Raw genomic sequence first — 25,788 nt, 5'->3', positions numbered from 1 at the left:
GACGCGTCAAATCGGCGGCCCGTTCCGCCGCTCTCCTCGCCCGGGCCGCTCCATCGGCACCGGGTTGCGCCGCCACCGCATCGGACCGTCATGACTCCCAAGCAGCCGGCCAGAAGGTCCCTGCAGACGCGGCTCGCGCTCGCCTACGCGGCGGGCATCTACGCCGCCGGGGTCTTGGTGGTCCTCTTCGTCGCCGTCCCGCTCGCCAGCGTCCAGGCGACCACCCCCAAGGGCCACCCCTCATCGAGCGCGATCACCGAAACCGGGCCCGGGATCAGCCTGCCCCAACTCCTCGCCGGATCCGCCGTCGCCCTGGTCATTCTGATTCCCGTCGCCCTGGCTCTGGGCTGGTTCGTCGCCGGCCGGTTCCTGCGCCCGCTACGCGCCATCACCGCCACCGCCCAGATCATCTCCGCCGGAAACCTCCACCAGCGCCTCGGCCTCGGTGAGCCCGGCGACGAGCTGACCGAGCTCGGTCACATCCTCGACGACCTGTTCGCCCGCCTGCAGGCATCCTTCGACGCCCAACGACATTTCATCGCCAACGCCTCCCACGAGCTGCGCACCCCTCTGGCCGGCCTGCGTACCCTGCTCGAAGTCGCGCTCGCCGACCCCGACGCCGACGCCGACGCCCTGCGCGCGGCCTGCCAGGAGGCCCTCGCCCTGGGCGGACACCAGGAGCGGCTCGTCCAAGCACTGCTCGCCCTGGCCACCAGCGAGCGCGGCGTCACCCGCTGGGACGCCCTCGACCTCGCCCACGTCGTCGAAGGAGTGCTCGCCTCCCGCCGCGACCGGGCAACGGAAGCAGGCATCGACCTCACCGAACACCTGACGCCCGCCATGACGGCCGGGGACCCGAGACTGATCGAGAGTCTCGTCGCCAACCTCATCGACAACGCCGTCCGTCACAATCACCCAGGCGGGCACGTCCATGTCACTGTGCGGACCTCCGGCACCCAGGTGGCCCTTACGGTCACCAACAGCGGGCCGGTCATCCCCGACGACCAGATCCAGCGCCTCTTTCAACCCTTCCAGAAACTGGCGCCTGATCGTCACGGCCGCGACGGCTACGGTCTCGGCCTGGCCATCGTCAATGCCGTCACGCAAGCTCACCACGCCATTCTCACCACCAGCGCACGCCCCGAAGGCGGCCTGTCCATCACCGTGTGGTTCGCGCACGGATCTCATCCGCACCATCCCTGACGTCCGAGGATGACCGGTGGACAGATAGTCTTCGCGTAGATAGTCTTCGCATAGATTGTCTGCCGAGAGCGGGGGAGTCACTCATGTGGACGTACGAGCACAGCGTCGAGACCAATGCCATGCCCGAGGCGATCTGGCGTCTGTGGGCCGATGTCGAGAACTGGGGAGCCTGGAACGCCGACATCGAGAGCATCCAGATCAGCGGCACGTTCGCGGCGGGTGCTGAGATCGTGATGACTCCGGCCGGGGAGGACCCGGTGCACCTGCGCGTCGCCGAGGCGACGGTCGACGAGTTGTTCGTGGACGAGGCTCGTATCGACGGCCTGCTCCTGCGCACTGTCCACCGGCTGGACCGGGGCGAGCGACTCCGCACTCGGGTGGTGTACCGGATGGAGATCACGGGTGCCGCGGCCGATGAACTCGGGCCACAGATCGGCCCCGCGGTCACCGCCGACTGGCCTGCCACCATGGCCGCCCTCGTCGAGCGGGCGCGCGGCTGACCGCCCCCAGCCCGGTCTTCCTGCTCTGATGACGGCGGCCCTGATCGCTCCTGGCCGGTGTTTCGAGGCGCTCATCGTGTCGGCGGTGTCCATGATCCGTCGACCGCGATGCCGGCGGCCGCGGCGATCCGATCGCGGGACTCCAGCAGCCGGCCCCGCAACGCCGCCAGGTCCACGCCGAGCAGCCGACCGTGCCGCTTGACCGCTCTGCCGGCGACGAAGACGCTGTCCACCAGGCCGGGATGGCCGGAAGCGACGATCGTGCCGACGGGGTTGCCGACGGGGAAGACCGAGAGGTCCTCGGCGTCGAGCAGGATCAGGTCGGCGTCCTTGCCGATGGAGATGCTGCCGGTTCGGGAGTCGAGTCCGCACGCGCGGGCGCCGTCCACCGTGGCGAACTCGGCGACGTCGCGCGCTGTGAGGCCGCCGTCCAGGCCGCGCTGGGTGGCGAGCGCCGTGCGCATGGTGGTGAACATGTCGCCGCCGACGGACGGGCAGTTGTCGATGGACAGCGACGGGCGGATTCCGGCGGCCAGCATACGGCCGGTCTCGGGCCAGCCGAGGCCCATGTTCAGCTCGACGTCCGGGCTGATCGACACCGAGCAACCCGCATCGGCCATCATCGCCACCTGGTCGTCGGAGATGCCGTTGCCGTGCACGAAGGTCGTGCGGTCGTCGAGCAGCCCGCGGTCACGCATGTCGGCGATCGGGCGGCGACCACGAGGCCAGCCCGTAGCGCCGTGCACGTGCACGCTCACCCGCAGCCCGAGTTCCCGCGCCAGCGCGACGTCGGCGGCGGTGGTGTCCATCGTGGTCAGTTGTGGCCCGCGCAGGCCCAGCATCATGTCGCCGTCGGACAACTGCGACCGTACGCGCGTGATCTCGGGTGCGATCGGGTCGTCGGTGAAGCCCGCGCAATAGCAGAACACCGAGCGGCCGGGTGCCGCGCGCAGTGCCTGGATCGCGGCGTCGGCGTTCTCCGGGCGGTGGGAGCAGTGGAACCAGTCGAGCATGGTCGTGACGCCCGAGCTGAGCGCCTCGATCCGGCCGAGCAGGTTGCCCAGGTAGACGTCTTCCGGCTGGTAGTGCGGCCGGATCGTGCCGTGCATGCCGACGCGGTACTGGTCGAACGTCCAGTCCGCGCCGATGCCGCGGAACGCGGTCTGCCAGGTGTGCCGGTGGGTGTCCACGAAACCGGGCATCACGATCTTGCCCGTGGCGTCCACGACCTCGGCGTCGGCCGCGTCGACGGTGGCGGCGACCGCGGCGATCAGGCCGTCCTCGATGAGCACGTCGCCCTGCGGGAGATCGCCGACGGCCGGGTCCATGCTGATCACCATGCCGCCACGTAACAGCGTCCTCATCGGGGAGGCACCTCCCCGAATGCCCGTTGTCCGGGGCGCGTGCGGCCGGTGATGGTGCCGATGCGGAATGCCATGGCGTCCTTTCGAAAGAGTTGACGCGTCAACTCTAAGGAAGCTGAGTTGACGCGTCAACTCGGTATGATTCCCGCCATGGCGGAAACCCATGCGCTGGAACCCGAGGAGTGGGAGTTCTGGGACACCTGGATGCGCGCGCAGCGCCTGCTCGCGCGGGAGCTCGACCGTGCTCTGCAGCGCGACTGCGGCATCTCGAAGGCTGAGTTCAGCATGCTGGTGACGCTGTGGCAGGCGCTCGGTCGCGAGATGCGCGTCGGCGAGCTCTCCGAGTCGCTCGACTGGGAGAAGAGCCGTGTCTCGCACCTGCTGACGCGCATGGAGAACCGCGGCTTCGTGGAGCGGACCCAGAGCGGAGCCGACGGCCGCCGCACGGGGATCGGACTGACCGCCGATGGCCGCCGCGCCGCGCAGAACGCCATCCTCGTGCACGCCGGCAACGTCCGCCGTTACTTTCTCGACTCGCTCACGCCCGAGCAGGCCGCCGCTATCCGGACCTGGAGCGAGCAGCTGATCGACCACATCGAGCCTGACGGCGGCGAGGGTCCCGCTACGAGCCAGGGCGGCGTGGCTGATCCAAGGTGAAGACCCCGCCTCGGGACCACGGCGGGGCCTTCACGTTCGGGCGGGTTACAGCCCGGTCATCTTGAACCTGAGGTTGTATTCGTAGTAGCTGTCATGGGTGCCGGAGACGATGCCTCCGACGATGGCGTACTGGCCGGTGGAGAGCCCGGAGCAGTCGGCGCCGTCCACGATGATCGTGCCGAGGTTGAAGCCGGACTTGACGATCGGCGGCTGGACCTCGCGCAGGTTGAAGGCCAACGACGAGGTACTGCTGACGTTGACGCTCGCGTAGTCGAAGTCCACCGGGTCGGCGTCGTCGCCGGCTTGCATGTTGACCCAGGAGGTGGGGAAGATCCTGGATCCGACCTCGAGCCTGAGCTCGTCCTTGCCGTCGACCTCGTCCACGGCGGACGCGTCGAGGTCGTAGAACGCGACCGAGCAGTTCGCGGCCAAGGCGGTCGCGCCGGCTGGCGGGGCCGCGGCCAGCACTGCAGGGACGGCCAGTCCCGCCGCCAGGGCGAGTGCGGGGATCAGCTTCTGAGAGCGCATACTGCTTCTCCTTTGGAGAGGATCGCGTCTCGCGGTTCTCGCGAAACGTGGCATCAGAGTGGGGCAGTCAGCGTGAGCACATCGTGAGAGCGCTGGTCAGTGGCGCAGGGCACGTTCCGTGCACGCCCTTTTTCACAGTCGCGCGGCGGGGACGCGCCTACCCTGCTGTGGCTATGGGAGACTCGCTGATCCTGCTGCTGCTCGGCCCGCCTGAGCTGGCCGTCGGGGGGCGGCCGGTGGGCATCCGCTCCGCCAAGACCCGCGCCCTGCTCTGCTATCTCGCCACCATGCCGGGCCCGCGCCCGCGCTCCGAGCTGGCCGCGCTGCTGTGGGGCGAGCGGCCGGACGCCAACGCCCGCGGCAGTCTGCGCCTGGCGCTGTCGGAGCTGCGCAAGGAGGTGGGCGGGTGGCTGGACATCACCCGCGACCACGTACGGTTCCGCCCCGGCGGCTGCTACGTGGACCACGGACGCCTGGCTGAGACGGCGACCGTGGCGGAGGCGCTGCGGTTGTGGCGGGGCGACTTCATGGACGGGGTGTGGTTCTGCGACGCCCCGGCCTTCGGCGGATGGCTGGAGTCGGAGCGCGGGCAAGCCCGGCTGCGGCTGCGCGAGCTGTTGCGCTCCGGCTCCGCGCCACCGGCCGATCTCGTACGGCTGGCGCGCCTGGTGGCCGGGCTGGACCCGTACGACGAGGAGGCGCACCGGCTGCTGATGGCGGGCCTGGCCGCGGCGGGCAACCGGGCGGCGGCCCTGGCCTGCTACGACGACCTGCGGCGGCGGCTGGCCGCCGACCTGGGCGTCGAGCCCGCGCCGGAGACAGCGGCGGCCAGGCGGCGCCTGCTCACCCAGCGGACGGCCGTCCGGCGCGCGGCCCCGCCGGTGCCCGGCACGGAGCTGTTCGGCCGGGAGGAGGAGCTTGGGCGGCTGCGCACGCTGCTGGCCGCCGAACGCCTGGTCACCCTGCTGGGCCCGGGCGGCGTCGGCAAGACCCGCCTGGCCATCGCGGCCGCCTCGGGCTCGGCCCGTTTCGTCTCCTTCGCCGGGGTACGTCCGGAGGCGGCCGTCACCACGCTCGCCCGCCGCCTCGGCGTGGACCTCACGCCGCAGCGCCCCGCCCTGGACCTGCTCCTGGCGGCGCTGGCCCGGCAGGAGGACCTCCTGGTGCTGGACAACATCGAGCACCTGCCCGCCTTCGACGCGGTCATCGGGCGCATCCTGAGTACGGCCCCGGGCACGCGGGTCCTGGCGACGAGCAGGCGACGGCTCGACCTGCCCGGTCAGGTGACGTTCGAGGTGGCGGGCCTGCCGGGACCGGCGGCCGAGGCCCTGTTCGCGGCCAGGGCGACGCGGGCGCAACCGGCGTTCGACGCCGACCGGAACGCCGCCGCCGTGGCCGCGATCTGCGCCGCCACAGGCGGTCTGCCGCTGGCCATCGAGCTGGCGGCCGGGCTGCTGCGGGCCGTGCCGCCCGCCGAGCTGGGCCGCCGCCTCGGCGTGGACCCCGGCCTGCTGTCGGCCGCGGGACCGGCGGCCCGGTCGCGGCACGCCTGCATGCGTACGGTGTTCGAGACCTCCTGGCGGCTCCTCGACCCGGCCGGGCAGAAGACGCTGGCGGCGCTGGCGGTGTTCGGCGGCGGCTGCACGCTGCCCGCGGCGCTGGAGGTGGCCAGGACCGCGCCGCCCGTGCTGGTCCGCCTGATCGACCAGAGCATGATCGAGCTCACCCCGGCCGGGCGGTACGTCATCCACCCGCTCATCCAGCAGTTCGCCGTCGAGCGGTTGTCGCCGGGCGAGCGGCGGGCGGTGCGGGAGCGGCACGCCGCATACTTCTCGCGCCTGCTCGACAGGCACGCGGCCGCCCTGCAGGATGCCTCGGACGCGGAGGTGACCCGCGTGCTGGGGGCCGAGATGGACAACATCCGGCTGGCCTGGGCGGTGTCCCGGGAGCCCGGGTTCCTGGACAACTACTGGGTGTTGTGCCTGCGGCTGCGGCTGTACGAGGAGTCGGGGGCCGTCGTGCGGTGGCATCTCGCCCGTACGCCCGAGGCTCCCCGCCTGCGGGCGCGGTGGTTGCGGATGGCGTGCGTGAGCGAGCATCAGCTTGCCCGGGAGCGGGAGGCGTACCGGCTGGTCCGGGCGGCGCTCGACACGGTCGGCAGGCCGCTGCCGGCCTCCCGGCCCGGCCTGGTCGCCGCCATCCTGACGGCCGCCGCGCGCCAGGTCCTCCATCGGGTCCTGCCGGTGCCCCGGTCCGAGCGGGACGCCGAGGTGGCGCAGGCGCTGACGTTCCTGGCGCGGCTGGCCTACCACCGGCAGGATGTGCCGACGATGCTGGCGGTCTCGTTGCGCCAGCTCAACGCCGCCGACCGCACCTCCGCCCCGGACCTGCGCGCGGAGGCGTACGCGAACTTCGCCACCATCGCCCGCGTCGCCGGCCGCCACCGCCTGGCCGGTCGCTACGGCGCGCTCGCCGACAGAGCCCTGACCGGCATCGCGCATCCCACGGAGCCCGCGAGCCGCGCCCGCCTGGCCCGGGGCCTGGACCAGCTCTCGGCCGGGGAGTTCGAGGCGGCCCGGGAGTCGTTCGCCGAGTGCCGGGCCAGGACGCTGGACCCGCGGGTGGCCGAGAACTGCGCGGGCATGCTCGCGGAGACGGCGCTCTGGCGGGGCGACTTCGAGCAGGCCGCGAACCTGTACGCCGCCACGGCGGAACAGGCGGCGAGCCGGGTCGGCGGCGACGACATCGGCCGCCACTGGTGCCTGACGGGCCAGGCCGAGGCCCTGCTGCGGATCGAGGGGACCAGCCCCGATCGTGTCGCCGGGGTGCTGGCGGCGGCCCGCGCCTCGACCGAGCGCCGCCGCGCCCACGAGCAGCGGCTCGGCCTGCGGGACGGCGCGGTCATGCCGGTGATCCAGGAGCTGCGCCTGCTCACGGCCTCGGCCCGGCTGATCGCGGACGATCCGCGATCAGCCGACCCGAGGATCGCGGACGGCCCGCGGGAGGCGCTGGCCCGGGCGCTGGATCTGGCCGCCCGCCTGCCGAAGGCCCAGCGCGGCATGCTGGAGTGCTGGTCGGGCCTGGCCGAGCTGCTCTGCCGCAGGTCCCCGGACCCCGCGACGGCCCGGAGGCTCCACCGGCACCTCGCCGAGTACCAGGCCCGCCATCCGGGAGCCGCCGCCCGCATCGGCTGGGCCCGCGCGCTCGTCCTGGCCGCGGCGGGCGAACGGCGGGCGGCGGCGAAGGCCGCCGGGCAGGCGGTACGGGCGGCCGAACGCCTGTCGGCACCGTACGACCTGCGCCGCGCCCAGGAGGTGGCCGCCCGGCTCGGTTGACCGTTTCACCGCCTCCCAAGCCGGGACTGACGGCCGGGTGGCCGGAAGGGTAGCGGCCGCGGAAAGTGTCCGGTCAATGTCCGGTTGATTGCCTGGTCCCGTGCTCCTTCTGAGCGCAGACTCTCGCTCGTAGATCGTCGGCGGGGCGGCGGGAAAGGGAATCCACTCATGCGCGGCAACACGTGGAGACTGTCACTCGCGGCGGTCCTGAGCTGCAGGTTCCTGGTGCCGGTGGCGATCACGCAGACGGCGGCCCCGGCGGCCCGGGCTCGGCGTGGGCGCGAACGCCAACGTGTCGGTCAAGGGCTCCAATGCCAACGTCGCCAACCAAGGCGGCACGGGGACCTATGTCATGCCGCGGAGTCCAAGCCTGGGCGTGGGCAAGGTCGATATCGGCACAGAGTGGTACAAGGGTGACGGAAGCTCGGCCGGTTCGACCTCTGTCGGCGTAGGGCCATCGGTGGGCTTCGGATTCGGGCCGAATGTCGGCAGATCATGGGCGACTTCGGGTTACTGGTAGTTTTCGCGCACCTGCTCGCCAGTGCTGCCCTCCGGAGGACACACTATGACCACCACCCCCGCGAACGTGTTACTCGCCGGCATCGTTGGCTCGACCGCGTACGGCCTGGCGGGGCCCGACAGCGACGTTGACCGGCTGGGCATCTACGCCGCCCCCACCTTCGACCTGGTCGGCCTGGCCCGCCCCAAGGAGAGCATCGTCTCCACCGGCCCGGACCGGACGCTGCACGAGGCCGGCAAGTGGTGCGCGCTCACCTTGGGCGGCAACCCGACCGTGATGGAGCTGCTGTGGCTGCCGGACGACCTGTACGAGACCCGCACCCCGCTCGGTGACCGGCTCATATCGATCAGGGACGCGTTCCTGTCGGCGCCGCGCGTCCGCGACGCCTACCTGGGTTACGCCACCCAGCAGTTCCGCCGCCTCGACCAGCGCGGCGACGGCTCGTTCTCGGCCGACACCCGTAAGCGCACCGCGAAGCATGCCCGCCATCTCGCCCGGCTCCTGTATCAGGGCCGCGAACTGTACGAGACCGGGCACCTGCCGATCCGGCTGCCTGACCCCGACGCCATCCGCGCGTTCGGTGAGCGGATCGCCGCCGGCGACACCGAGGAAGCGCGCACGCTACTGGCTGCCACGGAGGAGGCCTTCGACACCGCGCACACACCGCTGCCCGCCCAGCCCCACCGTGCCGCGGTGGAGGAATGGCTGCGGCAGGTCCGCGTCACCTACTGGGAGCCACCCACGTCGGTGTTCGCGGCGATCGGCAGCGACTGAGACGACCACACCGCGGACCCCGAGATCCTGCGCGTCCGCTCGATAACGAGGTGCGGCGGGCCCGCGGTTTGGGCGAGGATGGCCGCGCCCGGCTATGGGAGCCGGCACCCCCGGAAGAGGAGTGTGCCATGAGCGCCATCGGATCCGCGGGCCCGGAGGCCCGGGTGACCACGGGAAGGGTGCGCGGGCGGATGGAGGATGGCGTGACCGTCTTCCGCGGCGTACCGTTCGCGCGCCCGCCGGTGGGCGACCTGCGGCTGGCCGCACCGGTGCCGGCCGAGCCGTGGGACGGGGTGCGCGAGGCCGGCGCCTTCGGTCCGCCGCCGCCCCAGTCCAGGTTGCTGGGCAGGTCAGGCGCGGACGGCGCGGACGGCGACTGGCTGACCGTCAATGTCTGGTCCCCCGACCTGGGCGCCGCCCGGCTGCCGGTGATGGTGTGGATCCAGGGCGGGGGCTACATGTACGGGTGGTCCGGGGACCCGGTCTTCGACGGCCGTGTGCTCGCCCGGGACGGCGTCATCGTGGTCACCTTCAACTACCGGCTCTCCGCCGAGGGCTTCGGACACTTCCAGGGGGCACCGGCCAACCGCGGGTTACTGGACCAGGTGGCCGCCCTGCGCTGGGTGCACGACAACATCGCGGCTTTCGGCGGAGATCCGGACCGGGTCACCGTGTTCGGGGAGTCCGCCGGAGCCGGGAGCATCGCGGCGCTGATGGTGATGCCCCAAGCCGCCGGTCTGTTCCGCAGGGCGATCGCGCAGAGCGTGCCAAGCCTGTTCTTCTCCGCTGAGCTGGCCGCCGACATCGCCGCCGCCGTAGCCGGTGAGCTGGGCGTGGCCCCGCTCGCCGGCGAGCTCGCCCGCCTGTCGCCGGAGCAGCTGATCGACGCCGGGGACGCGGTGGCGGACAAGATGGGCGACCGCTCGCAGTGGGGACTGGCCGCGTACATCCAGTCGCCGTTCGCGCCGGTCGTGGACGGCGAGGTGCTGCCCGCGGTGCCGTGGCGGTCACTGGCGGACGGGGCCGCGCGCGATGTCGAGCTGATCGTGGGGCACACCCGCGACGAGTATCGGCTGTTCATGGCCATCAAGGGCGACATCGGTCAGATCACCGCCGAGCGGGCGGCCACCGCGCTGCGGGAGCTCGCCCCGGACGCGGCGGCCTACCGGGCCGCCTACCCCGGGGCCGACGAAGAGCGGCTGTACGAGCTGGTGCACTCCGACTGGGTGTTCCGGATGCCTTCCGTCCGGCTGGCCGAGACCCACCAACGGCACGGCCGGGCCCACCTGTACGAGCTGACCTGGCCGGCTCCCGGCATGGGCGGCGATGTGCTCGGTGCCTGCCACGGGCTCGGCCTGCCACTGACGTTCGGCAACCTGACCGCTGGAGCGGGAGGACTACTGCTGGGACAGGAGCCGCCACCAGCCGCGGCCGAGCTGTCGGCCCGGGTCCGCGCGGCCTGGATCGCCTTCGCCACGACCGGGGATCCGGGCTGGCCGGCGTACGAGCCGCAGAACAGGCATACCTGGGTCATCGACGCCGAGCCCGGCACAGCGGCGTATCCGGAGGAGGCCTCCCGTGCGTTGTGGGCCGGCCACACCTTCGCCCCCCTCACGTTGCGGGCGTGACCGTAGCGAGCTGGTGGCCACGCTCACCCGCTAACCTCCTGGCTGATCCCTCAGCTGGGCGGCGAACAATGGCTCCAGGGCGTTCAACATGAGCGTTCTGGAGCGCTCGGTTCCGCCGGCGACCCTGCCCGCCATCGCCAGTGACACGCAGCCGTGCAGGAACGCCCAGATCGTGTCGACCGCGCCAGGGGGATCGGCCAGTTCGGTGCCCCGCGCTTCCGCGATGTCCTGCAACGCGCTGCGAAAGACCCGGAAGGCGTTCTTGGCTTCCCACGGTGTCTCGGCCGTGCCGAACGGCACCCCGTCCATGCCGTTCATCGCCTGGTAGAGCTCCGGCGAGGCGAACGCGAACGCCCAGTACGCCTCGGCCATCGCGACCAGCCGCCCCTCAGGGGAGCCCGCCGCGGCCAGGCGCAGGCGCTCGGCCAGCTCGGCGAAGCCGACCATCATCAGCTCGACGAACAGTTCCTCCTTGTTCGAGAAGTGCTGGTAGAGGATCGGCGCGCTGTATTCGAGCTTGCCGGCGATGCGGCGGATCGTGACCGCGTTCCAGCCCTCCTCGGAGGCGATGGTCCGGGCGGCCTCCAGCAGCCGGACCCGCATTTCCCGTCGCTCCCGCTCGCGCCGCTTCTGGCTGGCGCTCGGTTCGGGCTGGGCCTTCGTCGTCACGATGCGTCCTCCCATTGACGCCGTCATCCTATCGCCGGTCTAATGTCTAACATTGTTAGATCAATGAACATTGTTAGGAGAGAAACGTGATCGTTGTGTTCGGCGGGACAGGCAGGGTGGGCCGTCAGATCGTGGAGCAGCTCCGCCATGAGGGAAAGGCGGTGCGCGTCGTCACCCGCGATCCGACCTCGGCGCACGCTGTTCAGGGCGTCGAGGTCGTCGCGGGCGACCTCCACGACCAGCGCACGCTGGTGCGGGCCGCGTCCGGCGCGGAAGCGATCGTCTGCACCGTCCAGGGCGGCGACGGCAAGGGGAACAACGGCCCCAAGGGCATCGAGGGCGCGGGGATCCCGAGCCTCATCGGCGTCGCACGCGACACCGCGGTCCAGAACTTCGTGTACGTCTCGTCCGCAAGCGCCCGCGCCGACAGCCCCGTCGGGTTCTTCCGGCTCAAGTTCGAGGTCGAGCGCCTTCTGCGCACCAGCGGCCTGCCGTACTCGATCCTCCGGCCCACCCACCTGATGGACACCTGGGTGGAGCTGCTCGCCGGGTCGATCACCGAGAAGGGGAAGGCCACCGTATTCGGATCGGGCGCCAGCCCCGTCTCGTGGGTGGCCGGGAAGGACGTCGCCAGGGTCGCCGCCGCGCTCGCCGTCCGCCCCGGCGAAGGCTGGTCCGCCGACCTCGGCGGCCCCGAAGCGCTGTCGCTCACGAAGGTCAACGAACTCATCGCGACCTCGCTGGGCCTGCGGATCAACGGCGAGAACAAGATGCCGGTCGGGATGCTCCGGGCGATGAGCCCGCTGACCAGGCCGTTCAACGAGGTCCTCGCCCGGCGGATGCAGATGGGGGCACTGCTGGACACCCAGCCGCAGATCGTCGACTCCAGCGCGGTCTGGGCCCGGTTCGGCGAGCCGCTGTCCCTGTCCGCGTGGCTGAAGATCAATCGCCCGAGCGGCCGTGAAGGAGGCTGAGGCCGGCCCCCCCGCACCCATGAGCGACGTTGATCGGTGAGGCCGTGCGTGGTCAGAATGAGATCATGGGGAATGCGGGCGGCCTCCGTCGAGCGCTGGCCTGGGCGCGTGCGCGGGTAGGGGAAGCGCTTCGGCGGCGGGAGGCCCCTGGCACCCGGCGGGAGTCCCGGGAGTGGGATGGGGTGTGCCCGTACCAAGGGCTGGCGCCGTTCGAGAGCGACAGGAGCGAGCTGTTCTTCGGGCGCCGGCGGGCGATCCGCAACCTGCTGGAGCGGCTCGGGCCGAGGCTGACCGAGGACGGGTGCGTCCTGCTGGTGTCGGGTGCCTCGGGTGTGGGCAAGTCGTCGCTGTTACGGGCCGGTCTGATGCCCGCGCTGGGCGAGGGCATGTTGCCGGTGCCCGGCTCGGGGGAGTGGCCCCGGCTGCTGCTCACACCCACCGCCGACCCCTTGCGCGCGCTGGCCGAGGCGTGGGCGGAGACGTACGGCGGGCACGTCGAGACGGTGTACGAGACGCTCCGGGACGATCCGCGGGCGGCTCTCGCGGCGGCCGGCCGCTTCGTCCTGGTCGTCGATCAGTTCGAGGAACTGTTCACCCTGGTGACCGACGAGCAGGAGCGCCAGGCGTACGTACGGGCCCTGCAGGCCATGGCCGAAGGCGCGCCGCGCGCAGGGGTGATCATCGGGGTGCGCGCGGACTACTGGGACCGCTGCGCGGCATACCCGCAGTTCGCCGGGGCCATCCAGGACGGCCAGGTCATCGTCGAGCCGATGACGGAGCCGGATCTGCGGCTGGCCATCACCGGCCCCGCCGCCGCGGTGGGCCTCGAGATCGAACCCGGCCTGGTGGAGATCATCCTGAGTGAGCTGCGCGCCGGCGATCGCCCCGACAGCGCGCAGGGGTATGTCGAAGGGTTCGAGGCCGCCTCCCTGCCGCTGCTGTCACAGGCCCTGCTCAACACCTGGGAGAGGCGCGAGAAGGGCCGGCTGACCGTCCGGGGTTATGAGGAGTCCGGCCGGGTCCGCGACTCCGTGCGGCGTACGGCCGACGAGGTCCTGGAGCGGCTGCCGGCCGAGGACCGCAAGGCCGCGCTCCGGATCTTCCGGCGGATGGCGCTGATCACCGCGGGCGGGCGGCTGGCGCGGCGCAGGGTGACGCTTTCCGAGATCCACGCCGCCGGGTCCGCGCACTCGGCGGAGCGGCGTGCCCAGGTCGAGGAACTGCTCTCGGCGTTCGCCGACCGGCGGCTGCTCACGCTGCACGAGGACGGCGCCGAGATCGCCCACGACGCCTTACTGACCGCCTGGCCCACGCTGCGGCAGTGGCTCGAACCCGACATGACCGCGCAGGCGGTGTACGACCAGCTCGTCGAGGACGCCACGCAATGGGCCGGGCACCACCGCGACCCCGCCTACCTCTACCGGGGTGCCCGGCTGCTGGCGGTCCAGGACAGCCGGCCCCGCTGGGACCGCGACCCCGACAGCTTCCCGCCGCCCGGCCTCACGGTGGAGCGCTTCGTCACGGCCTCGACAGGGGCGGCGCGGCGGGCGGGTCGCCGCCGTGCCTTCGTCATGGCCGGTCTCGCGGCGCTGTCGGTGCTCGCCCTGATCGCGGCCGGGGCCGCCGTCAACGCGGCCAGCAACGCCGACCGGCAGGCGGACAGGGCCGACCGGCAGCGGCGGCTGGCGCTCTCGCGCGAGCTGGCCGCGAAGAGCGAGGTCGCCGACGACCCGGTGACGTCCGCGCTGCTGGCCGTGACGGCATGGCGGATCGACCGCACCCCCGACGCCCGCCACCGCATGCTGGACGCGGCGGCTCATGCGGACCGGGGGGTTTTCGCGGCGCAGCACGGCTCCGTCACCGAGCTGCTGTTCAACCGCGACGGCTCGATCATCGCGACCGGAGGCGACGACGGCGTCGTGCGGCTGTGGGACACGGTGTCGCACCGGCAGCTCGGCGCCCCGATCGTCCACAAGGAGAACTTGTGCGTCCTGGCCTTCCAGGCGGCCTTCAGCCCGGATGGGAAGGTCCTGGCCACGGCCTGCTTCACCGGCGTCCTGTTCTGGGACGTGTCCACGCGCCGGCCGCTGGGCGGCCCGCTGGACGCCAAGGACGGGGTGACGGCGATGGCGTTCAGCCCGGACGGCAGGACCCTCGCGACCTCGACCCCCGAGGGCACCGTACGGTTGTGGGACGTGGCCACCCGCCGCCAGCTCGGAGCCGACATCGGACGCGCCGACCACGGGTCCGTCCGAAAGGCCGTCAAGGAGGTGGCCTTCAGCCCGGACGGGAAACGCCTGATCACCGCCGGGGCCGACGACACGGCGCGGATCTGGGATGTCGCCACCCACCGCCAGGTCGGCAAGGCGCTCACCGGGCACACCGGCGACATCACCGGCATGTCCCTCAGCCCGGACGGATTCACGCTCGCGACGATCAGCGTGGACCGGACCCTCCGGCTGTGGGACCTCACCACCCACAAGCAGATCGGCGGCGCCCTGCGCGAACCCGGAGGCTTCCGTGGAATCGCCTTCAGCCCGGACGGGAAGAGGCTCGCCACCACCGGAGGAGACGGCTTGACCAGGCTGTGGGACACCTCCGGCCGCCAACCGGTGGGCCCGCCGCTGACGAGCAGGCGATCGAACGTCGAGAGAGTGGCCTTCAGCCCGGACGGGAGGACCCTCGCGGCCGTCGGCGGGGACGGCAAGGTGTGGTTATGGGACCCGAGGGTGGACCGCCAGATCGGCACCGGGATGCCCGCCACGTTGGAGGTCGTCTTCAGCCCGGACGGAAAGACCCTGGCCGCCTCCGACCCCGTGGTCGCCCTGGGCACCGGCGAGGCCGATCGCGGCGTCCGGTTCTACGATGTGGCCACCCAGCGCGAAGCGGGCCGTCGCCCGCGCCCCGAAGGCGACCCCGCGCCCGACGCCAACGCCGTCGTCCACTCGATCAGATTCAGCCGCGACGGGAGGACACTCAGCACGGCGAGCACCGACGGCACCGTCCGGCTGTGGGACACCGCGACCCACCGTCAGATCGGCGACGCCGCCCTTCTCGGTCCCAACGCGGAGCTGAGCCCCGACGGCGGGCTGCTCGCCATCTCGATACGTGGTGGTTCCATCGGATTCTGGGACGTCGTGGGCCACCGCGAGATCGGGCCCCGCATCACCGTTCCCGGCCACACCGACCTCGTTCACGCGATGGCGTTCAGCCCTGACGGCGCCACCCTCGCCCTGGCGGGCAACGACCGTACCGTGCGGCTTTTCGACGTGGCCACGCACCGCCAGATCGGCGCCCCCTTGCCCGCCGGCGTCACGAGCTTCCGCATCGCTCTGACGTTCAGCCTCGACGGCAAGACCCTCGCCACCACGGCGGAGGACGGCACCGTACGACTGTGGGACGTGGCCGGTCAACGTGAGATCGGAGCCATCCTGACCGGTCACACCGACATCGTCGCCGCGATGGCGTTCAGCCCCGACGGCAGCACCCTTGTCACCGCCTCCGCGGATCACACCGTACGGCTCTGGGACGTGCCGACTCTTCGTCAGATCGGCCCTCCGCTGACCGACCATACGAAGACCGTGGTCGGGGTCGCCTACAGCCCGGACGGGACCACGCTCGCCACGGTGAGCGCCGACAGGACCCTGCGGTTGTGGAACGTCGCCGCCCCCGCCGACCCCGCGGCCACGGTCTGCGCCAACGCGGGCCGCTCCTTCACCCGCGCCGAATGGCAGCGCTATGTGGCCGGGGAGGAATTCCGGCAGGTATGCCCATAGGTGGTCAGCCGAGCAGGGAGCGGACGTACTCGCCGACCGTCCCGGTCGGGCGGCCGATGAGGTCGCTCAGCGTGCCGGGGGTGTCGGCGAGCCAGCCACGGGAGACGTTGACGTCCACGTCGGCCATGAGCTCCGCGAACGGAGCCGGGAGGCCGGCGCCGGCCAGGACACCCGCATAGTCGTCCTTCGGCAGGTTCTGATAGGTGACCTCCTTGCCGGTGACCTGGGAGATCTCGGCGGCCAGGTCGGCGAGGGTCCAGGCGGTGTCACCCGCCAGCTCGTACACCCTGCCTTCGTGGCCCGTCGCGGTCAGCACGGCGGCCGCTCCCGCAGCATAGTCCGCGCGGGAGGCCGACGCGATCCGGCCGTCGCCGGCGGCACCGTAGACGGCGCCGAGCTGGGGGGCCGTCGTGATCGACTGCTGGTAGTTCTCGTGATACCAGTTGTTGCGCAGGATCGTGTACGTCACGCCGGACGCCTTGATGTATTCCTCGGTGGCCCGGTGATCGGCGGCGAGGCCGGCCTCGGTGGTGTCGGCCTTGGCCGCGCTGGTGTAGACGAGCGTGGCGCCGGCCTCCTTGGCCGCGTCCACGACCGCCGCGTGCTGCTGGACCCGGTTGGCGTCGATGCCCGAGATGAGCAGCACCTTGGTGGCGCCCTGGAGCGCGCTCTTGAACGTCTCCGGCCGGTCGTAGTCGAGCTCCCGGACCTCGACGCCCAGGTCGGCGGCCTTCTCCGGGGTGCGTGCGGCCGCGACGATCTCCGATGCCGCCACGCGCTGCTTCAGGTCCTCGATCACCAGTCGGCCCAGCTGTCCGCTGGCTCCGGTCACCACGATCATTGTTGTGCTCCCTAGAAGTTAGTACTTTCGAAAGGTTAGTGCCTGCTAGGGCGTAAGCTAGCACGTATGGAGGAGTTCGAGAACCTGGTGGCCGATGTCTTCGCACGCAACTGCACCTCCCGCACGGTGCTGGAGACCATCACCGGCCGCTGGGCGATCCTGGCGCTGGTGGCCCTGTATGAGGGGTCTTACCGGTTCAACGCGCTGCGCCGCCGCGTCGACGGGGTGAGCGAGAAGATGCTGTCCCAGACCCTCCAGGCCCTCGAACGCGACGGCATGGTGCTGCGCGTGGCCGAGCACACGATCCCGCCCCGGGTCGAATACAGCCTCACCCCGCTCGGCCGCGAAGCCGCCGAGCACCTGGTCCCCCTCATCTCCTGGCTGGAGGACCGCATGCCCCAGGTCACCTGCGCCCGCGAGAGCTACCAGGGGCGTTAGGCGCGCCTGGTTGTTTCCAGCATGTCACGATTCGATATCGCACCCTTGACGTCCGCCGTCTCGTGGGTGAAAGTCAAGCCACATCGTTGAACCGGTTCGCTCGATTCCGAGAAGCCGTAGGCGGATGCTCCCGTGTCGCGGGGGCGTCAGCATGGAAAAACCCGAGGTAATAGCGCTTTCTGCCCGGCTTTCCGGTCTTCGACGTAGGGATTCTGGACATTATCGTCGAACCGGTTCGACGATAAGAGGAGGTGAATGTGGCGACGATCGGAGACGTGGCCCGGGAGGCCGGGGTGAGCCGCAGCACGGCGTCTTACGCGCTGTCGGGCAAGCGGCCCATCTCGGAAGAGGTCCGCCTGCGCGTGCTGGCGGCGGCCGAGGCGCTCGCGTACACGCCGAACGCCGGCGCTCGCGCCCTGGCCACCTCCCAGACCAAGGTCCTCGGTCTGCTCGCCCAGTTCCACGAAGACGAGTTCGCGCCCGCGATGATGCAGTACATCCTGGGTGTCACGGACACCGCCCGTGACCTGGGCTACGACACGCTGCTGGTCACCGAGGCCGACGGCGCGCGGGCGCTGCGGCGCATCACCGACTCCCGGATGGTGGACGGCGTCGTCCTGATGAACATCGCGCAGGAGGACTCGCGGCTGCCCATCCTGCGTGCGGCGCCGCAGCCGGGCGCGCTGGTCGGCCTGCCGGGCGACTGTTCGGGGCTCGACGTGTTCGACCTCGACTTCGAGGAGGCCGGAAGGGGCATGGTGGAGCACCTCCACCGGCTCGGCCACCGCGAGCTCATCCTGGTCTCGCAGCCGGAACACGTCGTCGAGCGCGGCGGCGCGTACGTGTGGCGGCTGAGGGACGCCGCCCTCGAACGCGCGCGGCAGCTCGGCGTCACCCTGCACGCGGTGTACGGCGAGTCCCGGCAGCCGGCCGTCGGACGCCTGCTCAACGCCTTGCTCGACGCGCACCCCTCGGCGACGGGCCTGCTGATCAACAACGAGGCGGCCGCCGCGGCCCTGCCCTCCGTCACCTACGAGCGGGGACTCCGGGTGCCCGAGGACCTGTCGGTCATCGGGCGCTACTCCGCCGAGTTCGCCGCCACCTTCTCTCTGCCCTATTCGTTCATCGAGAGCGCACCCGACCGGTTGGGCGCCATGGCGGTACGCCAGCTCGTACGCCGCGTGGAATCGCCGACGGCCCGGACCGAGCCGTTCGTCGTGCGCTTCATCTCTCCCGAACTCGTCTCCCGGGGAAGCACCGCACCCCCGAAAGCCCCGCCCACCCGCTGAATGCGGCCCACAGCCCCGCGACCGTCCGGCCACAGTAAAATGTGAGCGCTAACATTGGAGGAATCCAATGCCCCGTCCGTCCACGTCCACGAAGCTCGGTGCCGCCGTCCTGGCACTGTCCGCCCTGGCCGCCTGCTCATCCGCTCCCCAGGGCGGCGCCGCCACCAGCAGCGCGTCCGCCGGCGGCGCCTACACGTGGTGGGACCCGTACCCGCAGCACGACCCGGCCTCCGCCTGGGCCAAGCGGGTGAACGCCTGCGGGCAGCAGGCCGGTGTCACCATCCAGCGCACCGCGTACGACACGACCGCCCTGACGAACCAGGCCCTGCTCGCGGGCCAGGAAGGCAACGCGCCCGACGTCATCCTCCTCGACAACCCCGCCGTCTCCACCCTGGCGGACGCGGGGATGCTCACCTCGATGGACGAGTTCGGCCTCGACACGGCGAAATTCGACAAGAACCTCATCGCCGCCGGAGAGCTGGACGGCAAGACGTACGGCATCCCCATCGGCGCGAACACCCTCGCCCTGTACTACAACAAGAAGATCCTCGACGCCGCCGGCGTCGACCCGAAATCGATCAAGGACTGGGCCTCGCTCAACGCGGCGCTGAAGAAGGTCAAGGCCGCGGGCAAGAAGCCGATCACCTTCTCGGCCATCGGCACGGAGGAGGGCTCGTTCCAGTTCCTGCCGTGGTTCTGGGGCGCCGGCGCGCAGCTCACCCAGCTCGACTCGCCCCAGGCCGTCGAGGCGCTCACTCTGTGGAACACGTGGATCAAGGACGGCACGGCGCCCAACTCGGTCATCAGCAACTCCCAGAACACCACCTGGGAGGAGTTCCTCACCGGCGAGTTCGCGTTCGCCGAGAACGGCACCTGGCAGATCAACAGCGCCGCCAAGGCCGGCTTCCCCACCGGCATCGTGCAGATCCCGGGCAAGGACGGCGGGGCCGCCCCCACACCCACGGGCGGCGAGTTCATCACGGTCCCGGTGCAGAAGGACACCCAGCGCTACACCACCACCAAGAAGATCCTCGACTGCATGACGACGCCCGAGGGTCTGGTGGAGACCGGTACGACCTTCGCGTACTACATCCCCTCCACCGCGGACGGGCAGAAGGCGATCCTGGCCAAGGAGCCCAGCCTGCGGCCATGGGTCGAAGCGGTGCGGTCGGCCAAGGGTCGTACGAGCGACAACCTCGGCACCAAGTACCCGAAGATCTCCGAGGCCATGTGGACGGCGGTGCAGAAGGCGCTGAGCGGCACGGCGAGCCCGGCTGACGCGCTCAAGGCGGCCCAAGCCCAGGCCAAGCGGGCGATCGGCGGCTGAGCGGTGCTCACGAGGACGCGCGCGGTGGCGGCCTTCGACGACAGCGCGGCGAGCCGGGCGGCGGACTTCACCGCCCGGCGCCGCTCGCGGCAGTGGACCGCCTTCGCCTTCCTCGCGCCGCTCGTCGTCTACCTGGCCGTCTTCTACGCCTATCCGCTCTACCGCAACATCGACCTCAGCGTGCACGACTACACGCCGCGCGCCTTCGTGCGGGGCGACCCGGAGTTCACCGGGCTGACCAACTACCTGGACGTCGTCACCGACGACACGTTCCTGGCGGCCCTGCGCAACACGGCCCTGTTCACCCTGGGGTCCATCGCCGTCCAGTACGCCCTCGGCCTGGCCCTCGCGGTCTTCTTCCACCGCCACTTCCGCCTGTCCGTGGTGCTGCGGGCGATGTTCCTCGTGCCGTGGCTGCTGCCGCTGATCGTCTCGGCCTCGACCTGGTCGTGGATGCTCAACAGCGACAACGGCATCGTCAACACGGTCCTGCAGGCGTTCGGCATCGGCCAGATCAACTGGCTGACGTCCCCCGACACCTCGCTGCTGTCCGTCACGGTCGCCAACATCTGGCTCGGGGTTCCCTTCAACCTGGTGATCCTCTACGCCGGGCTGCAGAACATCCCGGCCGACCTGTACGAGGCCGCCGGCCTGGACGGGGCGGACTCGTGGCAGCGGTTCTGGCGCATCACCTTCCCCCTGCTGCGCCCGGTGTCGGCGATCACCCTGCTGCTCGGGCTGATCTACACGCTCAAGGCCGTCGACATCATCTGGATCATGACGAAGGGGGGTCCGGCGGACGCGTCCACGACGCTGGCGATCTGGTCCTACCGGGAGGCGTTCGGCACCGGCCAGCCCGACTTCTCCCCGGCGGCGGCCGTCGGCAACCTGCTCATCCTCATCGCGTTCACCGCCGGACTCGCGTACGTGCGCCTGCAGCGCAAGGAGGAACCATGAAAAGCGCGGTCGGGGTCGTCCTGGTGGGGGTGATGCTCTTCCCGGTCTACTGGATGTTCAACGTCTCGCTCACCAGGACGAGCGACATGCGGGCCGATCCGCCCCACTGGTTCCCCTGGAACCCCACCTTCGAGGGCTACACCGCGGCGCTCGGCCAGCAGTTGCCCGCCCTCGCCACCAGCCTCTTCATCGGCCTCGGCACCGTCGCGCTCACGCTGGTCGTGGCCCTGCCCGCGGGCTACTCGCTGGCGAAACTCCGGCCGCGCGGCGCCCGCGGGATCGACTTCGTGCTGCTCGTCGCCCAGATGATCCCCGCCGTCGTCATGGCCATGGGCTTCTACACGATCTACATCAAGCTCGGGATGCTGAACACCGTGGCGGGCCTGATCGTCGCCGACTCGACGCTGGCCGTGCCGTTCGCGGTGCTGCTCTTCCGGGCGTTCATGGCGAGCATCCCCCGCGAGCTCATGGCCGCGGCCCAGATCGACGGGGCGAGCACCTGGCGTACGTTCCGCTCCATCATCCTGCCGCTGAGCCGCAACTCGGTGATCACGGTCTCGCTCTTCGCCTTTCTGTGGGCCTGGTCGGACTTCATCTTCGCCTCGACCCTCAACCGCAACAGCGACACCATCCCGATCACCCTCGGCATCTACCGCTACATCGGCAACAACACCACGCAGTGGAACTCGATCATGGCGACTGCCGTGATCGCGTCCATCCCGGCGGCCTTCCTGCTGGTCCTCGCGCAGCGCTACATCGCCGCCGGGGTCACCGCGGGGGCCGTCAAAGACTGATCGAAAGGCTCACGACATGACCGAAGGCACGCCGGAGGGCGTCTGCCCCGTGCTGCCGTCCCACGGACGGGTACGCCCTGTCGCGCAGGTCTCCATCACCGGCGGCTTCTGGGCCACCCGCCAGGCCGTCAACGCCACGGCGACGCTGGCCCACTGCGAGTCGTGGATGGAGCGCCTGGGCTGGCTGGCGAACTTCGATCGGGTCGCCGACGGGACGACCGCGCCCGACCGGCCCGGCTGGCCGTTCTCCGACTCGGAGGTCTACAAGCTCCTGGAGGCTCTGGCCTGGGAGACGGGCCGTACCGGCGACCCGGAGGCGGAGGTCGCGATCAAGCGGCTCACCGCGCGCGTCACCCGGGCGCAGGACCCGGACGGATACCTCAACACCTGCTTCGGGCACGGCGAGCAGCGGCCGCGCTACAGCGACCTCGAAGGCGGGCACGAGCTCTACAACCTCGGCCACCTCCTGCAGGCCGCGGTCGCGCGGCTGCGCACGGCGGGGGAGGACGACCTGGTACGGGTCGCGCGGCGGGCCGCCGACCACGTGTGCCGGACCTTCGGCGCGGACGGCCTGCCCAAGATCTGCGGGCACCCGGAGATCGAAGTGGGCCTGGCGGAGTTCGGCCGGGCCCTGGGCGAGGAGCGCTACGTCGAGCAGGCCCGCCTGTTCCTCGACCGCCGCGGGCACGGCACGCTCCGGGACATCCCGCTGGGACGCGCCTACTTCCAGGACGACCTCCCGATCCGGGAGGCCGAGGTGTGGCGCGGTCACGCGGTCCGCGCGCTCTACCTCACCGCCGCGGCGGTGGACGTCGCCGTCGAGCGCGGCGACGACGAGCTGCTGCGCGCCGTGGAACGGCAATGGGAGCGCTCGGTCGCCCGCCGGACGTACATCACCGGAGGCATGGGCTCGCGCCACCAGGACGAGGGGTTCGGCGAGGACTGGGAGCTGCCGCCGGACCGGGCGTACTGCGAGACGTGCGCGGGGGTCGCCTCGATCATGGTCTCGTGGCGGCTCTACCTGGCCACCGCCGACGTCCGCTACACCGACCTGATCGAGCGCACGCTCTACAACATCATCGCGACCTCCCCGAGCCCCGACGGCCGGGCCTTCTTCTACGCCAACCCCCTGCACCAGCGGGCGCCGGGCCGGCCGGCGGACGGGACCGAGGTGAGCCCGCGTGCCGAGGGAGGCAGCCGGGCCGCCTGGTTCGACGTCTCCTGCTGCCCCACCAACGTCGCGCGGACGCTGGCGAGCCTCGGCGGCTACCTCGCCACCGCGGACGGCGACGGCCTCCAGATCCACCAGTACGCGCCGTGCGCCATCAACACCGAACTGCCGGACGGCAGGCGGGTGGCCGTGGACGTCGAGACCGGTTACCCCGAGACCGGGACCATCCGCGTCCGGATAGCGGCCGACGAGCCGTCGCCCTGGACGCTCGCGCTGCGGGTTCCGGCCTGGGCCGCCGGAGCCACACTGATCACCGACGGGTGGGCCCGGCCCGTCGAACCCGGCATGGTCGAGGTGCGGCGCGCCTTCCGCGCGGGCGACGTCATCACCCTCGAACTGCCGATGGCGCCGCGCGTCACATGGCCGGACCCCCGCATCGACGCCGTGCGCGGCTGCGTCGCCGTCGAGCGCGGTCCGGAGGTCCTGTGCGTCGAGTCCCGCGACCTCCCGCACGCTGGCGGGCTCGACGCTCTGGCGATCGACCCCCTGTCCGGCCCGCGCGCGGACGCCGGCGGCGTCCGGGTCCGCGGCCGGCTGCCCGGACACCCCGACAGGCCATGGCCCTATCCCTCCGCCACCGATTCCGTCGACGACACCGAATGGTTCGACGTGCCGCTGCGGCCCTACCACTCATGGGCTCATCGCGGGCCGTCGAGCATGCGCATCTGGTTGCCCGCATCCCTACCCCCCGAAGGAGAGCAACGTGCGTAAACCCCTCTTAGCCATGATCACCGCGGCCGCGATCCTGGCGACCTTCGCACCCCCGGCCGAGGCGGCGGGCGCGACACTGACCGTCAACGTCGCCCAGCCGTTCCGGCCGGTGACCCACGTCGCCTCGGGCGGCCTGTACGGCCTCGCGGAGAACGGCAGGCCGGCCGACTCCACCCTGTTACCGATCAAGGTGAACTCGCTGACCCAGCCCGCGCCCGGCGTGGGCCAGCGCCCCAACGGCCAGCCGCCCGGCGGCGACTCCCTGCTGGTGGCCCCGCAGGCCACCCGCGTCGGCGCGGGCGAGTTCATCCGGATGCCCGACATCTACCCGGACTTCCCCTATCGGTGGGTGAGCTGGGACGACTGGCTGGCCAAGGTGAACACCATGGTCAACGCCCGTCTCTCTGCCTCGACGGTCACGAACGTGCTCGGCTGGGAGCTCTGGAACGAACCCGACTGGACCTGGAACACCGCCGCCGCGGGCGCCTTCAACGACGGCTGGGTACGTACGTTCCGGGCGGTACGCGCGCTCGACACGCTGACGCCGATCGTCGGCCCCAGCACCGCCACGTACAACCGCTCCTGGATGCAGTCGTTCCTGACCCGGGCCAGGGACACCGGCACGCTGCCCGACATCATCTGCTGGCACGAGCTGGTGAACCCCGACCGGATCGCCGCCGACCTCGCCGACTACCGGAACCTGGAGTCCTCGCTGGGCATCAGCCCGCGCCGCGTCTCCATCAACGAGTACGCCGCCACCACCGAGGTGGACGTACCCGGCCGGATCGCCAGCTACGTCGCCAAGTTCGAGCGCGGCGGCGTGGAGTCCGCGCACCGGGCCTTCTGGTACGAGTACGGCACCATGAACGGCCTGGTCGTCAACAACAACCAGCCGACCGGCACCTGGTGGCTGTACAAGTGGTACGGCGACATGGCCGGCACCATGGTCACGACGACGCCGAACACGCAGACCGGCCTGGACGGATTCGCCTCCTACGACGGCACCCGCAAGATCGTCAACGTGGTGTTCGGCAACGAGGCGGGCACCAACACCGTCAACCTGACCGGCATCGGCGCCTTGGGCTCCAGCGTCCGCGTCACGCTGCTGTCCACCCCGTCCAGTGGCCGCTTCACCGCCGTGACCGCGCCCACCACGATCTCCACGACGACCCGGACGGTCAGTGGCGGGCAGCTCAGCGTGTCGGTGCCCAACATGTCCGTCACCAGCGCCTACCAGCTCGTCGTCGAACCGGTCAGCGGAGTGCCCGCCTACCAGCAGCGGTACGAGGCCGAGAACGCCTCGGTGTTCCGCGCCCAGCGGCTGAGCGCCTCCAGCGCGTCGGGCGGCGGCTACGTGGGCCGGATCGACAACTCGGGCACGCCGCGTACCGACAGCTACGTCGACTTCGTGGTGAACGTGCCGAGCGCCCGCGCGTACACGATGACCATCGGCTACGCCAACGCCACCGGCGCCACCGCCACCCAGGGCCTGGCGTACAACGGCGGAGCCTGGAGCACGGTCAGTTACCCGCCCACCCCGGCCTGGGGCCAGTTCGGCGCCACGATCGCCACCACCGTCACGCTCGCGGCCGGTTACAACGTGATCCGCCTGGCCAAGGGCTCGCCGTACTTCGCGGGCGGCACCGGCTACGCCGAACTGGACTACATCCAGCTCACCTGACGGCGCTCTCAGCCGTTGACGAAGGTGAGGCTGGTCGCGTCGTAGCGGGTGTCCGCGACCTGCTCGGGCGGGGCGGCGGCCTCGATGGCGGCGAGGTCCTTCGCCGCCGCCAGCTCGTTCAGCTTCGCGACGATCGCCAGGTTCCGGGCGAGGTTGCCGTCGCCGAAACGCGGCTGGCCGCGCCGCAGGTCCGTCTCCGCCAGCCCTTCGACCGGGCTGTACCGGCCGGTCAGGAAGCGGCGCCCGAGCGGGGAGAACGGGACCAGCCGATGCCGAGCTCCCGGCAGACCGGGGCGATCTCCGCCTCCAGGTCGCGGGTCCACAGCGACCACTCGCTCTGCAGCGCGGCGATCGGGTGCACCGCAATCGGCACCTGCGGATCGACCCGGTGCTGGTAGTAGAGGTCGATGTGGTCGACCCCGAGCCGGCGCAGCGACGCCTCGCACGCCTGCCGCGCGTAGGCGGTGTCGAGGAGGGTCACCCCGAGGTCGAGGGCGTGGCGCAGCGTCGCGATCGACTGCGCGTCGTCCGCGGCGCCGTACCGGTCAGGAATCGAGAAGCGCGCACCCTCGAACCGCACCTAGCCTAACC

The 25,788-nt window shown here is 71.2% G+C and carries 21 protein-coding genes; 15 read left to right on the top strand and 6 right to left on the bottom strand.

Features of this window, described 5'->3' with window-relative positions; all coding sequences use genetic code 11:
- Nucleotides 1–90: 90 nt before the first annotated feature.
- Together ACGFNP_RS04960 and ACGFNP_RS04955 are read left to right on the top strand one after the other, a co-directional pair.
- On the top strand, nucleotides 91–1,203 hold the full coding sequence (locus ACGFNP_RS04960; protein ID WP_393314920.1) for a sensor histidine kinase: 1,113 nt from the start codon (nucleotides 91–93) through the stop codon (nucleotides 1,201–1,203).
- Nucleotides 1,204–1,286: 83 nt separating this feature from the next.
- Entirely contained in the window at nucleotides 1,287–1,703 is a 417-nt protein-coding gene (locus ACGFNP_RS04955) for a hypothetical protein (RefSeq protein WP_358329171.1), read from the top strand.
- A 71-nt stretch (nucleotides 1,704–1,774) separates the two neighbouring features.
- On the opposite strand, the gene ACGFNP_RS04950 is transcribed toward ACGFNP_RS04955, so the two are convergent.
- Nucleotides 1,775–3,067 carry an amidohydrolase family protein gene (locus ACGFNP_RS04950; protein WP_358329174.1) on the bottom strand — a complete coding sequence of 431 codons (1,293 nt, stop codon included), beginning with the start codon at nucleotides 3,065–3,067 and terminating at the stop codon, nucleotides 1,775–1,777.
- Between the two features lie 150 nt (nucleotides 3,068–3,217).
- Here ACGFNP_RS04950 and ACGFNP_RS04945 point away from each other — a divergent pair, with 150 nt between their 5' ends.
- Nucleotides 3,218–3,724, top strand: coding sequence for a MarR family winged helix-turn-helix transcriptional regulator (locus ACGFNP_RS04945; RefSeq protein WP_393314916.1), 507 nt, complete (start codon nucleotides 3,218–3,220; stop codon nucleotides 3,722–3,724).
- A gap of 45 nt (nucleotides 3,725–3,769) precedes the next feature.
- Here ACGFNP_RS04945 and ACGFNP_RS04940 read toward each other — a convergent pair whose 3' ends face one another.
- Entirely contained in the window at nucleotides 3,770–4,252 is a 483-nt protein-coding gene (locus ACGFNP_RS04940; protein WP_358329180.1) for a hypothetical protein, read from the bottom strand.
- A 173-nt stretch (nucleotides 4,253–4,425) separates the two neighbouring features.
- Between ACGFNP_RS04940 and ACGFNP_RS04935 the strand changes: the two genes are divergently transcribed.
- The 3 genes from ACGFNP_RS04935 to ACGFNP_RS04925 all read left to right on the top strand — a co-directional run bounded on the left by ACGFNP_RS04935 (nucleotide 4,426) and on the right by ACGFNP_RS04925 (nucleotide 10,509).
- Nucleotides 4,426–7,587 carry an ATP-binding protein gene (locus tag ACGFNP_RS04935; protein WP_393314913.1) on the top strand — a complete coding sequence of 1,054 codons (3,162 nt, stop codon included), beginning with the start codon at nucleotides 4,426–4,428 and terminating at the stop codon, nucleotides 7,585–7,587.
- 565 nt (nucleotides 7,588–8,152) lie between these two features.
- Nucleotides 8,153–8,881 carry a DNA polymerase beta superfamily protein gene (locus ACGFNP_RS04930; protein WP_393314910.1) on the top strand — a complete coding sequence of 243 codons (729 nt, stop codon included), beginning with the start codon at nucleotides 8,153–8,155 and terminating at the stop codon, nucleotides 8,879–8,881.
- A 128-nt stretch (nucleotides 8,882–9,009) separates the two neighbouring features.
- Nucleotides 9,010–10,509 carry a carboxylesterase/lipase family protein gene (locus ACGFNP_RS04925; protein WP_393314907.1) on the top strand — a complete coding sequence of 500 codons (1,500 nt, stop codon included), beginning with the start codon at nucleotides 9,010–9,012 and terminating at the stop codon, nucleotides 10,507–10,509.
- Nucleotides 10,510–10,539: 30 nt separating this feature from the next.
- Here ACGFNP_RS04925 and ACGFNP_RS04920 read toward each other — a convergent pair whose 3' ends face one another.
- A complete protein-coding gene (locus ACGFNP_RS04920; RefSeq protein ID WP_358329193.1) occupies nucleotides 10,540–11,178 on the bottom strand; it encodes a TetR/AcrR family transcriptional regulator in 639 nt (212 codons plus the stop codon).
- A gap of 86 nt (nucleotides 11,179–11,264) precedes the next feature.
- On the opposite strand from ACGFNP_RS04920, the gene ACGFNP_RS04915 reads away from it, so the two are divergent.
- Complete coding sequence (locus ACGFNP_RS04915; protein ID WP_393314904.1) at nucleotides 11,265–12,152, top strand: SDR family oxidoreductase; 888 nt, start codon at nucleotides 11,265–11,267, stop codon at nucleotides 12,150–12,152.
- Between the two features lie 65 nt (nucleotides 12,153–12,217).
- Entirely contained in the window at nucleotides 12,218–15,928 is a 3,711-nt protein-coding gene (locus ACGFNP_RS04910) for an NACHT and WD repeat domain-containing protein (RefSeq protein WP_393314901.1), read from the top strand.
- A gap of 4 nt (nucleotides 15,929–15,932) precedes the next feature.
- Here the strand turns inward: ACGFNP_RS04910 and ACGFNP_RS04905 are convergent, their stop codons facing one another.
- Nucleotides 15,933–16,769, bottom strand: coding sequence for an SDR family oxidoreductase (locus tag ACGFNP_RS04905; protein ID WP_358329202.1), 837 nt, complete (start codon nucleotides 16,767–16,769; stop codon nucleotides 15,933–15,935).
- A gap of 66 nt (nucleotides 16,770–16,835) precedes the next feature.
- Here ACGFNP_RS04905 and ACGFNP_RS04900 point away from each other — a divergent pair, with 66 nt between their 5' ends.
- The 7 genes from ACGFNP_RS04900 to ACGFNP_RS04870 all read left to right on the top strand — a co-directional run bounded on the left by ACGFNP_RS04900 (nucleotide 16,836) and on the right by ACGFNP_RS04870 (nucleotide 25,197).
- Complete coding sequence (locus ACGFNP_RS04900; RefSeq protein ID WP_358329205.1) at nucleotides 16,836–17,207, top strand: helix-turn-helix domain-containing protein; 372 nt, start codon at nucleotides 16,836–16,838, stop codon at nucleotides 17,205–17,207.
- A gap of 257 nt (nucleotides 17,208–17,464) precedes the next feature.
- A complete protein-coding gene (locus ACGFNP_RS04895; protein WP_358329208.1) occupies nucleotides 17,465–18,496 on the top strand; it encodes a LacI family DNA-binding transcriptional regulator in 1,032 nt (343 codons plus the stop codon).
- A gap of 67 nt (nucleotides 18,497–18,563) precedes the next feature.
- Nucleotides 18,564–19,823 carry an extracellular solute-binding protein gene (locus ACGFNP_RS04890; protein WP_393314896.1) on the top strand — a complete coding sequence of 420 codons (1,260 nt, stop codon included), beginning with the start codon at nucleotides 18,564–18,566 and terminating at the stop codon, nucleotides 19,821–19,823.
- A gap of 24 nt (nucleotides 19,824–19,847) precedes the next feature.
- Nucleotides 19,848–20,780, top strand: coding sequence for a carbohydrate ABC transporter permease (locus ACGFNP_RS04885; RefSeq protein ID WP_393314893.1), 933 nt, complete (start codon nucleotides 19,848–19,850; stop codon nucleotides 20,778–20,780).
- Nucleotides 20,777–21,574, top strand: a complete 798-nt coding sequence (locus tag ACGFNP_RS04880; protein ID WP_358329217.1) for a carbohydrate ABC transporter permease — start codon at nucleotides 20,777–20,779, stop codon at nucleotides 21,572–21,574. The genes ACGFNP_RS04885 and ACGFNP_RS04880 overlap by 4 nt, the downstream gene beginning before the upstream one ends.
- A gap of 16 nt (nucleotides 21,575–21,590) precedes the next feature.
- Nucleotides 21,591–23,516: a glycoside hydrolase family 127 protein gene (locus tag ACGFNP_RS04875; RefSeq protein ID WP_393314890.1), complete on the top strand. Its 1,926-nt coding sequence runs from the start codon at nucleotides 21,591–21,593 to the stop codon at nucleotides 23,514–23,516.
- A complete protein-coding gene (locus ACGFNP_RS04870; RefSeq protein WP_393314887.1) occupies nucleotides 23,509–25,197 on the top strand; it encodes a hypothetical protein in 1,689 nt (562 codons plus the stop codon). The genes ACGFNP_RS04875 and ACGFNP_RS04870 overlap by 8 nt, the downstream gene beginning before the upstream one ends.
- Nucleotides 25,198–25,205: 8 nt before the next feature.
- Here ACGFNP_RS04870 and ACGFNP_RS04865 read toward each other — a convergent pair whose 3' ends face one another.
- Both ACGFNP_RS04865 and ACGFNP_RS04860 read right to left on the bottom strand, forming a co-directional pair.
- Complete coding sequence (locus ACGFNP_RS04865) at nucleotides 25,206–25,520, bottom strand: hypothetical protein (RefSeq protein ID WP_393314884.1); 315 nt, start codon at nucleotides 25,518–25,520, stop codon at nucleotides 25,206–25,208.
- Nucleotides 25,427–25,777, bottom strand: coding sequence for an aldo/keto reductase (locus ACGFNP_RS04860; protein WP_393314881.1), 351 nt, complete (start codon nucleotides 25,775–25,777; stop codon nucleotides 25,427–25,429). Before ACGFNP_RS04860 ends, ACGFNP_RS04865 begins: the two co-directional genes overlap by 94 nt.
- Nucleotides 25,778–25,788: the final 11 nt, after the last annotated feature.

Source organism: Nonomuraea sp. NPDC049269, from assembly GCF_043197155.1.
Taxonomy (GTDB): Bacteria; Actinomycetota; Actinomycetes; order Streptosporangiales; family Streptosporangiaceae; genus Nonomuraea.
This window is presented reverse-complemented; position numbering and strand designations above follow the sequence as displayed.